Origin of the sequence: Massilia glaciei (assembly GCF_003011895.2) — a bacterium.
Taxonomy (GTDB): Bacteria; Pseudomonadota; Gammaproteobacteria; order Burkholderiales; family Burkholderiaceae_D; genus Telluria_A; species Telluria_A glaciei.
Genome location: NZ_PXWF02000162.1, coordinates 1 through 13466, shown reverse-complemented (window position 1 = coordinate 13466; position 13466 = coordinate 1). Strand labels below are relative to the sequence as shown.

Here is a 13466-nt window from a genome sequence, read left to right as displayed (position 1 = left end):
CGCGAACTGGTGGCCGGCCAGCTGATCGACGTGCGCGCCGGCGCCGGCAGCGCCAGCCCGACCGGCAGCGCCGAGGGCATCGTCATGTTCGGCAATGTGCGCCTGACCACGCTGCAGGAGAACAGCGTCATCAACCTGTCCTCGGCCGCCGACCTCGAGGTCATGACCCCGGCCTGGACCCAGCAGCTGCTGGCCGACGGCTTCGCCCAGTTCGCCCGCGGCGACCTCGCGCCCGTGCCCGACGCGGGCGGCAACGCGAGCGTCAAGTTCGCGCTCACGATCAACCTCGGCACCCACACCATCGGCGGCGTAGTCTCGCTCGACCAGGCCGCCACGATGGACAACGCCGGACCGGTCGACCTGGCCGCCGACCTGCAGGCTGCGATCAAGGCGGCCGTGTTCACCGTCACGGCCAGCGGCGGCGTCGCCGGCGCGCCGGCCGTCGGCGCGACCGTCGTGGTCGACGAATCGACACTCAAAATCCGTCTCGACGGCAGTCGCCTGCTGCTCACCGGCATGCACGCTTTCAGCGTGGCCGCCGTCGCCGGCGGCCAGGCCGAGCTGCTCGGCCTGACGCAGCTCGCCGCCACCAGTCCATCGGCCGGCGCCACGTCCTCGGCGCGCATGGCCACGCTCGACGCCAGCGGCTACGGCTCGGTGGTCAACCTGGGCAGCGCCGACGCCCCGTCCGGCCAGATCGTGGTGTCGGGCTGGATCCGCGCCCACAGCGGCATCAACATGTACGCGGGCAGTTCGGCCGCCGGCAACGCCGGCGTGACGCTGAACCCCGGCAGCGTGCTCGAAACGCTCAGCGGCAGCATGCTGCTCAACCCGGCCGGCAAGGCCGTGCTGCGCGGCGACCTGATCGCCCTCGGCGCCAACGCCGACATCATCATCAACGCCGTCGACGGCATCGAACTGCACGGCGCCCTGAAGGCCCAGCGCGACATCGTGATCAACGCCGGGCGCACCGAGCTGGCCGGCGACACCAGCATCCGCAGCTTCAACACGGCCAGCTTCGAGTCGGTCGACCTGCGCGGGCGCATCGTCCTGAGCGGCATGAACAACGTCGTCATCGACAGCGGCGCCGGGGTCCACAGCGCCCAACTGGGCCTGCTCAAGATCGTCTCGCTGCACGGCGACCTGACGGTCGGGCGCGACGGCGCGCTCGCGAGCGCCGAGTCGCTCGTGCTGAGCGGCAAAAATGTCGATGTCAGCGGCACCATCCGCACCAGCGGCGCCACGCCCCAGACCTACGACCGCGAGGTCAGCGTGAACGCGGCCGGCAACCTGCGCCTGCACGCCACGGTCGACGTGGCCGGCTCGATGGCGCTGGCCGCGGCCGGGCGCATCGACATCTTCGGCACCGACCTGCTGCTCTCGGGCGCCGCCCAGCGCCTCGACATCACCGCCGGCGGCGCGCTCGCCATCGGCGGCACCGGCGTGGCCGGCAACGGCGCCACGCTGGTCGTCAGCGGCATGCTCAACATCAAGGCCGGCGCCAAGCTCGGCCTCGGCCAGGACGCCATCCTGCGCACCACCGGCGACGCCAGCCAGATCGTGCTGCGCGCCGCCAGCGCCGCGCTCGACGGCAGCGTGCTCGCGGGCGCCTTCTACGACGCGCCCAACAACAAGTACGTCGGCACCGGCAAGTCCGCGGCGATCGACATCCGCACCAGCGCCGAAACCACGCTCGGCAACGCGAGCTTCGGCGGCAACCTGGTCAGCACCGGGGCGCTGCAGGTGCAGGCCGGCGCGAACGCGCTCGGCCTCAGTTTCAGCATGACGCGCGCCAGCGCGCTGCTGGCCGACGCCACCGGCTTCGGCGCCTGGAGCGAGGCCGACGGCGGGGCCGACGCGCGCATCGGCATGCAGGGCGACGGCGCGGTCCAGATCAAGGGCACCGTGGCCGCCAGCGACAAGGGCGCCGACATCGACGTGCTCTCGCGCGCCCAGGTCTGGGTCGACGGCCTGGTCACGGCCGACGACAGCCTCGCCATCACCGGCGGCACCGACGCCAGCCGCCTCGGCGTGCTGGTCGACATCCTGGTGCTCGACGCCAACAACAAGTACGTCTCGGGCGGCACGCTCGACACGGCCGCCGGCGGCACCATCACCGTCAGCGCCACCGACAGCGTCATGGTGCAGGGCGTGGTCGGCCAGAACGACCCCAACGCGACCGGCTTCGCCAACCTCGGCCAGGCCAAGGTCGGCCTGCTTTCGATCAGCTCGACGGGCGGCGACGTCGTGGTCCAGCGCAACATCAACGTGCGCGACCATGTGGTGCTCGCCGGCGGCAAGATCAGCGTGCTGTCGGGCGCCGTGGTGTACGCCACGGGCGAGAATTCGGACGTGTTCATCCAGGCCCGCACCCAGTTGCTGGTCTCGGGCAAGGACGCCACCCCGGGCGCCGAGGCCGACGAGGCCCTGATCCGGGCCGACGCCCTGGTCCACCTGAGCGCGCCGAAGATCGTGCTCAACGGCATCGTCCAGGCCGGCATCACGAGCACCGACGCCAACGGCGCCGTGAGCCACCTCGGCGCCGCCAACGGGCGCCTGCTGGTCAACGCCGGCAGCGAACTGAACCTGACGGCCTTCCTGCAGTCGGACGGCAACATCGAACTCAACGCCGGCGTCGACATGGGCTGGAGCCGGGCCCGCATGGAGCAGGCCATCGGCCGCTCCCAGCTGCTCGGCGGCGACATCACGATCCACGGCCAGGGCGTGCTGCTGGCCGACGCGGCGGTCCTGATCAAGGCCGGCGGCAACGTCACGATCGACGCCGACACGGCCGTCTCGGGCACCCGCACGGTCTCGGTCCAGAGCTACGAGACCAGGTCCCAGCTCACCGACGTGGTCACCGGCTACAAGGAGGTCGTGGTCGACACCGTCGAGGTCCCGAAGACCACCTACGTCCCGACCACCATCAACGAGCACACCAGCGACGCGCTGGTCCAGATCGGCAGTTTGCACCACACGATGGACGTCACGCTCACGCAGACGGGTTACTACAACCCGAACGCGCCCGAGGGCCAGAAATACCGCGAATACCTGATCGAGGGCATCGATTACTCGAACGACAACACGCTCAGGGACGGCAACGGCAACCTGATCAACAAGACCGCGTTCTGGGGCGTGACCGGCAACGCCGGCACGGCCGCCTTGCCCGGCGTGACGGCGAACTCGCCCGGTTTGAGCATCAGCCAGGTCGGCACCGCCGCCCAGCTCGACTTCTACAACGCCAAAGCCGATTTCGACAGCCTCACCGACGCCCAGCGCCAGGCCGTGCTCAACGCGACCGGCTACATGCCGCTGTTCGCGTTCAGCTACAACAAGGACACGGCCAAGACCATCTCGTTCAAGGACGGCGCCGCGCAGCCGGACGTGAAATGGGTGCCGACCTGGGAGGGCAAGCCCCTGGTCATCTACCACATCGCGCTCGACAACTGGAAGGACAAATACATCCTCGCGCCGACCGGCGCCCAGGAGGACCTGCTCAGCGCCACCCCCGGCACCACCACGGTGGGCTCGGAGGTGGTCGGCAGCTACACCGACAAGGCCACGCTGAGCTACGTCCAGGACCAGTCGAACTACTACTACCCGGTCAACGGCTTCCCGGTCGTGGCCGGCCACAACGAGCCGTTCAACGCCGTCGAGGACGGGCGCGCGCGCTGGAACGTCGGCTACGACGGCAGCAACGGCACCCGCGTGTTCAACATCACCGACCGCGACGCGGCCAAGAACGACAACGTGCTCGACCGCGACCCCGAGTGGTTCGTGCAGCAGGGCGCCCAAGTGGCGGGCAACACCAATTTCGCCCAGTACTACGCCACCCACAGCGACAGCACCGAGGCCGGCCAGCGCCAGTCGAACGCGCTCTCCGAGTTCACCGGCCGCTACACCGACGTGCTGTACGCGAGCTCGCAATTCGTCTCCGCGCTCTCGGGCGACACCCTGACCATGGAGCTCGTCGCGAACTCGACCGCGACGCGCACGGTCGGCAACGCCTTCCAATACAGCTACTGGAACAACTGGACCACGCTGGTCGGCCATTGGGTCGACAACGACGACGGCAGCAGCTGGGGACCGTGGGATGACGAGGACGAGACCCCGCACTTCGGCTTCACCGATCTGTGGAAAGGCGGAATCGTGGTCGGCTCGAGCCAGGTCGGCACCCTCAACGTCGTCGGCAGCGGCCACGACGCCTACGACTATTGGGCCCCGAACAATTTCAACGGCACCAACTTCGACACCTGGAAAACCCAGTACCAGCAGATCCAGGGCAAAAACGAGTACCTGTCCGGCAGCGCCACCAACGGCGGCGGCGGCGACGACCTGCGCATCGAGGTGCGCGGGCGCAACGCGCTCACCGGCAACGTCAGCGAGCTGTTCACCGACTACAAATACGCCTGGACCTCGGACCAGCACAACATCACGGACAAGCGCGACACCATCACCTACGTCGTCAAGACCAACGCGACGGCCATCAACGGCCTGCAGCCGGTCTACAGCACCAGCACCGTGCTGGTGCCGGTGGTGACGATGGAAAAAGTCAACGTCTGGCAGACCGTCCCGATCATCGTGTCGCAATCGGTGCTGACCACGGTCGCCACCACCACCGAGGTGACGCTGCGCGCGTACGGCGACTTCGCCGGCGAGACGATCAAGGCGGGCAACATCGCGATCGACGCCGGCGCCGCGGTCCACATCAGCGGCAAGCTCGGCGCGTCCGAGCTGCTCAGGATCGACGCCAACACCCAGCTCGAGCTGGTCGGCAACGTCAAGGCCGGGCAGCAGGTCGGCGCCGTGCTGATGGGCGGCAACATCGAGCTCAACAGCCAAGACACGCTCACGCTCGACGACTCGGCCATCCTGCGCGCCACCGGCAGCGGCGCCGCGCTCACGAGCACCGTCAAGCTGGACGCCGCGCTCGACATCGCGCTCGGTGGCGAAATCGCCGCCGCGGCCGGGGTCGACCTGGCGCTGGTCTCGCTCGGGGCCGAACGCAACATCGCCCTCAGTGGCAAGATCGGCGCGAGCGCCATCACCATCGCGGCCGGCAACGGCGCCAGCGGCGACGGTGGCGTCACCGCCGACGCCGACACCAGCCTTGTGGCGGGCGCGGGCAACCTGACCATCAGCAGCGGCGGCTTCGGCGGCAGCATCGTGCTCGACGGCGCCTTGCTCGCGGCCAGCGGCACGGTCGCCTTGAGCGCGGGCGCCGGTTCGATCGAACAGATCTCGCAAACGGTGGCCATGGTGGTCAGCCCGATCGATCCGCTCACGCACCAGCCGGTGCCGCGCCCGATCGACCCGCTCACCAACCTCGCCGGCTGGCACACGCTCGACGTGGCCGTGCCCGGCAAAGCCATCACGGCGGCGGTGCTGACGGCGCACGCCGAGAACAGCATCGTCCTCAACGCCAACGCGGCCAGCGTCACGCTCGCGACCTCCGGTTCGGGCAACATCGCCCTGACCAGCCAGCGCGACGTCACCTTGCAGGACATCACCGCCTTCGACGGCGCGATCGCGGTCACCGCCCTGGGCGACGTCACGGCCGTGTCGCTCAAGACCTTGGGTACGAGCGACCGAAATGATATCAATATCTCAACATTCAACGCCGGCGCGACCGGCGCCGACCTGGGCTTGAGCGCCTCCGACCTGACGCTGGCCGCCGGCGCGCTGGTCTCGACCGGCGGGCGCGGCGACGTCGCGCTGGCGGTGCAGGGCAGGGTAATCCAGTTGGCCGGCGCCCTCATCAGCGCCGACGAGCTCGTGCTCACCGGCGCCGGCGCCATGCAGTTGGTCACCAACGTCAACCGCCTCAACCTCAACAGCACGGGCGAGGGCAGCGTCAGCCTGGCGCAGGGCGCGCGCGACATCGTGCTCGACAAGGTCACCGTCGCCAATGGCGGCTTCAGCCTCACTGCGGGCGGCGCCGCCGACCTGGCCGACGTGCGCCTGGCCTCGAACAAGGCCGGCAACGACATCGCCGTCACCGCCGTCGGCGACATCCTGGTGCGCCACGCCTCGGCCGGCATCCACCTCGGGAACGCGGCCGACCTGCCGGCCGCGCTGGCCGGCTCGACCGTGAGCTCGGCCGGCAACATCACGCTGAGCTCGAGCACCGGCAAGATCGCCGAAACCCACAGCGACGCCGCGGCCGACCTCGTCGCCGCGCTGCTGACCCTGAGCGCCAAGGGCGGCATCACCGGCCTCGAGATCGCCGCCAACACGCTCGACGCGCGCAGCACCAACGGCGGCGACATCGAGCTGAGCGACATCGACGGCGCCCTCGAGTTCACGCCGGGCCTGATCATCGTCAACGCCACCACCGCCACCAGCGCCACCGGGCATAGCCTGGTCAGCATCACGGCCGAGGGCACCTTGCGCGCCGGCGTCATCGACGGCCAGGGCGTCGACGCCAAGATCAGCGCCGACACCGTGCGCCTGGCCAGCAGCACCGGCAATGTGCAGGTCGGCGCGCGCGCCTCGGGCGAGACCATCACATTCACCCGCGGAATCGCCTTCAACGCGGCCCGCGTGATCGACCTGTACAAATTCATCGGCGCCGACGGCGACGCGCCCGAGCTGATCGAATACCGCGCCGGCGACTACTTCGTGTTCGGCGCGACCCACAGCAAGCTGCTGCCGACCCTGATCAGCGCCGACACCCTGATCCTCGAGACCGGTGAAACGCTGAGCATCGCCGGCACGCTAAGCGCCAACACCCGGCTCGAGCTGATCGCCGGCGAGGACATCAACGTCTCGGGCACCATCGCGCTCAAGGCCGCGCGCTACGACGCGAGCGGCGCCGGCGCCAAGATCGAGCAGCTGACCATCGTGGCCAAGGGCGTGCGCACGGTCGACCAGTCGTTCGACTTCAACCACGACGGCGACCGCACCGACAGCATTTTGGAGTCGGTCGCCGGCTTCGACCACAACCGCGACGGCGACCTCAACGACACCATCGACGAAAACGCGCCGGCGCGCGCGACCGGCATCATCAACATCCGCACCCTGGCCCTGCCCGCCGCCAACTTCGAGCTGCGCGCCAGGAACCAGGTCATGGTCGACCTCGACTCGAGCCTCGAGCTGACCGGCTTCGTCGGCGGCCTGACCGGCTACGACTACACGGGCGCTGTCTCGCTCGACATCAACGGCACCCTCACGGTGCTCGGCGGCATCGTCGCGGCCAACACCGCCAGCGGCGAACTCGACCTGACCGCGACCGCCATCAGCACCGACGGCGCCTCCGTCTTCATCGCCCACACGCTCGACGTCAAGGCCACCAACGCGATCCAGCTCAACACCCTGGTCAGCCACCTGCGCGCCGTCTCGAGCGTCGCCGGCGAAATCAAGGTCAACGAGGCCGACGCGCTGGTGGTCGACAAGGCGCTCGCGCACAACGGCGCGATCGACATCCAGAGCGGCGGCGACGCCTACCTCGTCGATGTGCGCAACCTCGCCGCCGGGCACGACATCGCGGTCCGCGCGGCCGGCAACATGTACGTCGACTACGTCGAGGCCAACGTGCTGGCCGGCGCCGAGAAAACGTCGGGCAACGTGCTGCTCGACGCGCGCGGCAAGATGTTTGAATGGCTCGCCGGCTCGACCGGCTTCGACAACGACAAGGCCGATGTCTACGGCTTGCGCGTGACGCTGCTCGGCGTGACCGCCGGCACCACCGTCGAGATGCTCGACGCCGCAAAACGCGGCGTCGGCGACGAGCTCGAAGTGCGCTACCTCGGCGGACCCGGCAGTTTCACCGTCGGCGACTCTCAGGTCACCCAGGAAAACGCGACCGCCCTCGGCGGCGGCACCACCCCGGCCGAAAGGACCCTGTACGTCGCGCCCGGCACCAGCGTGGCCCAGGTCGAGCGGCTCACCTTCGCCGCCACCGCCATCGGCGCCGGCGTCAGCTACAAGATCGTGCTCGACAACGTTGACTACACCGTCGATGTCGGCGCGGTGGTCAACCTCAAGACCGTCACCGCCGACTGGACCTCGGTGCTCGAGGCGCTCGAATTCAAACTCGAGGCCGGCGGCAAGGTCAAGGTCGCGGTCGACGCCGAATACCGCACGCTGACCCTGACCGCGGTCGCCGACAACACCGCCTTCGTGCTCGGCGCCACCACCGCGGTGCGCCACGAGCAGGGCACGGTGTTGAACGGCGTGACCAACGCGGGCACCGTCGCCACGACCACGCACGGCAACACCGCCCAGCAAAGCTCGCAGGTGCGCTTCAACGCCCTCGCTCCGCCGGCCGCCGCCACCGACTACACGGTGGTCGTCAACGACCACGCGTACACCGTGCAGACCGGTTTCAACGTCAACCTCGCCATCGGCGCCGGCAGCGGCGTCGTCAGCGTCGAGCTCGAGAGCGCCATCGCGGGCGCCACCGCCTCGGCCGTCAGCGCCGTCGGCGCCAACGCGGCCGCCGCGCGCACCGTGACCCTGACCGGCACCGCCGTCGTGGTCGGCGGCAGCTACCACATCGACGTGGCCGGCGTCCGCTACACCTATGTGGCCGTGACCGGCGACGACCTGCCCAAGATCGCGACCGGCCTGGCCGCAAAAATCGACCTCGCGACCGACCTGGCGGCCACCGCGGCCACCAACGTGGTCACCATCAGCGCCGGCGCCGGCCTCGCCGCCGTCGCGGTGTCGGGCTTCACGCCCTACACCGGCGACGACAACATCACCGTGGGCACGACCACCGAGGCGGGCCGCATGCTCAACCTGAGCAGCGTGGCCTTGCTCAACGGCGGCGCCTACACACTCACCGTCGGCGCCACCAAGTACCGCGTGGTCGCGGACGCGACCGCCACCGCGGCCGAAATCGGCACCGCGCTGGGCAACCTGCTCAGCCCGGGCAATCTCGCCGCCGTGTACAGCGGCGTCAACGTCGACGCCACCTGGGGCAGCGTACTGGGCACGCTCGCCACCCGCATCGCGGCCGGCGAGGCGGTCACGGCCAGTGTTGTGCCGGCCGAGTTGGCCGAAGGGCGGCTCACCATTGTCGCCGATGCCTTCGACAAGGCGTTCTCGGTCGACGCGGTCGGCGTGAACCCCCAGGACAAGATCCAGAGCGACGGCACCGAGCGCAACCCCGGCGCCCAGAAACACACCATCGACTTCGCCGGCGCCACCCTCACGAGCGGCGAGAGCATCATCGTTTCGGTCAACGGCAAGGCGCTCACCTTCGCCACCACCGACAAGGTCGGGTCCGACAAGGTTGTCACGCTCAAGACCTGGACCGCGCTGCTGGCCGAGATGAAAACCGCGATCGAGGCCGAAACCTCGCTGCCGCCGGCGACCGAGGGCGGGCCGCGCACGGCCGTGGTGAGCGTGGCCGTCAACGCGGTCGACGGCACCCTCGTGCTGACCCCGGCCGGCTCCACCGCGGTCACGCTCGACTACACCCTGGTCAACCGCAAGAGCGCCGTCCTCGACAGCGGCTCGACGCTGGTGGCGGCCGGGCAGTCGCGCCACCAGGTCAATGTCGTCACCTTCGGCGACGTCGCGCTGGCCAACGGCCAGACCTTCGACATCTCCGTCAACGGCACCCACTACAAGGTCGAGACCGGCCAGGGCGGCGTGAGCGCCGACTGGACCTCGATCTACGCCGGCCTCAAGGCCAAGATCGACGCCAGCGCGGTCACCGCCGTCGGCGCCACCGTCAGCGCCCAGGAGCACAAGCTGACCCTGACGGCCGACAGCGTCAACACCAGCTTCACGGTCGATAGCGCGACCGTCACCTACGTGCTCGAGACGCCGCTGGCCAACCCGGCCGCCAAGCAGACGCTCGCCAACAAGGGCGCCGACGCCACCCAAAAAACCGTGCTCAGGTTCGCCGACGCGCCGCTGGCCGGGACCACTTATCCGGTCGCGCCGGTCGCCACCGCGACCTATTCGCTCGACCTCGACCTGGCCACCTACAGCGTCAAGGCCGGCGACGTGATCCCCGTCTACGGCACCGTGGGCGCCGACTGGGCCTCGATCCTGGGCGCGCTGGCGCACATGGCCTCGCTCGACCCCGCCGCCGCGGCCACGGTCGCGCTCGACCCGGCCGACGCCGGCCAACTGGTGCTTACTGCCAAGGCCAAGAACGATGGCTTCGACGCCAGCGGCGGCGGCGTCGACCTCGGCGCGGTGCTCAATGTGACGGGCGACACGGTGGTCGTGATGGCCACCCGCGAGCAGGGCAATTTCGGCATGAACGTGACCGGCTCGCTGACCGTGGTCAACCTGCCCACGACACCGGCGGCCGGCGAAGTCATCACGCTCGTGTCCAGCGAAGCGCTGGTGGTGGTCTCGGCGCTCGACGTCGGCACCACCAGCGGCATCGTCAACCTGAGCGCGACCGACGGCATCACGCTGGGCGGCAAGGTCACCGCGTACGAACTCAACGTGACGGCCGGCGACGACCTGACCCTGACCTCGCAGGCCAGGTTCATCGACGCCGTGGTCAAAGGGGTGGGCAGCGACCTGACCGTGCTGCAGACCGACGCGGGCGCGGTGCTCGACCTGACCATGCGCACCATCACGATGGATGCCAACGGCGGCGGCGACATCAATCTGGTCGTGTACGGCAACATCACGATCGGCGACATCACCGGCCTGGTCGGCAATGTGACGATCACCTCGCTCACCGGCGACATCACCATCGGCAGCATGGCCAACGCGGCCAACGTGGTGCTGTCGGCCAAGAACGGCAAGGTCACGCTGGGCAGCACCGCCGCCACGATCGAGGCCGACACGCTCGACATCGTGGCCAAGGACGAAATCGTCGTCTACGAAAGCGACGCGGTGCAAATCGGCCGCCTCGAAAGCACCGGCAACAAGACGGTCAGCGTCACCGCCGGCGGCAATCTGGTGCTCGACGGCGCCGTCACGGCGCTGGTCGGCGAAACCATCAGCCTGCGCACCACGGCCGGCGCGATCACCGTCAACGCCGCGCTGCGCACCGCCGGCGGCGACCTGACACTGGCCGCGGCCGGCGCCATCACGCTGACCGAACTGGCCGACCTGGGCTCGGCCAGCGGCACCCTGGGCCTGACGGCGCTGGGCGGCGCCATCACCATGACGGCCGAATCCGACCTCAACGCGGGCGGCGGCCTGATCCACCTTAGCGCGTCCGGCGACATCACGCTGGGCAAGCTTCGCACCAACAACAGCGGCGACCTGACCATCAGCGCTGGCGGCAAGCTGTTCGTCACCGACGGCGGCACCGACATCGTCGCCGCCGGCGCCAGGCTGGTTGTCAATGCCACCGGCGGCATCGCCAGCGCCACCCTGGCCGACGGCGGCATCGGCGCCGGCCAGGCGCTGCGCACCGAGGTCGCCTCGCTCGACCTGACCAACAACGGCAGCGGCGAGATCGCGGTCGAGGACCTCGACGCGCTGGTGCTGATCCGGGTGATCCAGGGCGGCGCGGGCGCGGTCTCGATCGCGACCGTCAACGGCGCCATCGAGGTGGCCGGCAGCGGCCTGACGGCCGGCGCCGGCAAGGTGACCCTGTACGCGGGCGGCCCCAAGGGCGCCATCGCGCTCAATGCCGACATCGCCACCAGCGGCAGCGCGGCCGACAGCATCAGCGTGGCCCTGACGGCCGAAGGCGGCGACATCGTGCTCGCGGCCGGCGTGCACGTGGCCGGCGGCGGCGACATCGTGATCAAACTGCCAAGGGGCGGCCTGCTCAATTCGCATGCGGAAGCCACCCTTGGCGCCGACACCCGCGTCGCCGGCTGGCTGACGCAGGCCGACGGCGCCGACGCCGGCGCCGAACGCGATTTCCACAGCGATATCCACTGGGCCATGCGCCAGGGCCTGTTCGCGGTCGACGCGGTCAACGGCGCGATCACGGTGGCCAATGTGCCGGCCCATCTCCAGCCCGGACACCTGGCCAACGGCACCTTGCTGCGCAACGCCAACGGCGCGATGCTGCAAACGAGCGGTGGCGACATCACCATCGCCGCCCGCGACGAGATCGGCGAGCAGGTCGCAGGCTTCCTGGTCAGCCCGCTGGCGATCGTGGTCGACGCCGTCAAGTTGACGGCCTCGAGCAGCACGCGCATGGCCGTCTCGATCCTCGCGGTTAGCACGGTCGATGTCGCCAAGGACGTGCTCGACAGCGGCTCCAAGGGCGGCACCACCGACGTCGTCAGCATGAACGGCAGCCAGGTGGTGTCGGCCCCGATCGACGCCAGCGGCAAGGACATCACCATCCGCGGCAGCGACGTGCAGATCGACGGCACCGTGCGCAGCGCCGGCGCGGTGCTCTCGTTCGTGCCGCTCGAGACGGGCAGCGCGATCGTGTTCGGCGGCAGCGGCGGCGACCTCGCCGGCGCCATGAACATCAACATCACCGAACTGGCCAAGCTGCAGGACGGCTTCAGCCAGATCGTCATCGGCAGCAACCTCGGCAGCCACACGATCAACATCGGCAGCGCCGGTTCGAGCGCGCCGATCACCCTGAGCGACACCCTGGTGCTGCGCAATCCGGTGCTCGGCGGCGAGATCTTCATCAACAGCGCGCTGACCCTGACCGACAACGCCTCGTTCATCGTGTACGGCTCGGGCCACACCATGACCTACGCCGACTCCGTGTCGGCCGCCGGCGACATCGTGATCCACGACGCGGTCGAGATCAACAGCGGCGCCAAGGCCGTCACCATCACTGCCGGCAGCGACGGCAGCGGCGCGATGTCGTTCGGCGACGACAGCGGCATGTACTTCCGCGGCGCCGCCGGCGGCGTGCTCGACAGCGTCACCCTGCGCGGACCCGACGATATCGTGTTCTCGGGCGACATCGGCAACACCACCGCGGCCAACGGCGCGATGGCGAACCTGACCATCGAGGGCGTCGACGTCAACGGCACCATCAACACCCCGAACGACGTCAAGTTCAAGGGCGCGGTCACGCTGGCCGGCGACCTGATCATCCACGCCTCGGGCGCGGTGGTGTTCAGCAGCGACCTCAACCTGGGCGGCGGCAACCTGACGATCCTGGGCGCGACCAGCGTCACCTTCGGCGCCGGCGTCAACGTCGGCGGCGGCAACATCTTCATCGAGGCCGACGAGATCACCTTCCTCGGCGGTGGCGAGTCGGTGGTCGGCACCGGCGTCATGACGCTGCGCCCGGCCACGCTCGGCATGGCGGTCGAGATCGGCTCCCCGGCCGGCAGCGTCACGCTCGACACCCTCAATATCGACAACGCCGACATCACCCGCTTCGCCGACGGCTTCAGCAAGATCGTCATCGGCCACCAGGGCCCGGACGGCCATGCCGCCGCCGGCGCCGGCGCGGTGCGCATCGGCGCGGCCAGCGGCTTGCAGGTGCCGACCCTGCGCGACGACCTCGAAGTCTATGGCGGCAGCATCACCGTGGTCGACTACGGCCTCGGCGGCGCGGCCGCGACCCTGCTGGTGACCGGCGGCATCAAGTTCGACGCGGTCAACGA

Annotated in this window: 1 protein-coding gene (running past one end of the window); it reads left to right on the top strand. The window is 69.7% G+C overall.

Translation table 11 applies throughout. The annotated features are described in order from the left end of the window. The coding region annotated (locus C7C56_RS10605; RefSeq protein ID WP_181373114.1) for an LEPR-XLL domain-containing protein crosses the window boundary (this coding region is incomplete at its 3' end): on the top strand, positions 1-13466 show 13466 of its 30719 nt. The annotated region extends 17253 nt beyond the left edge of the window.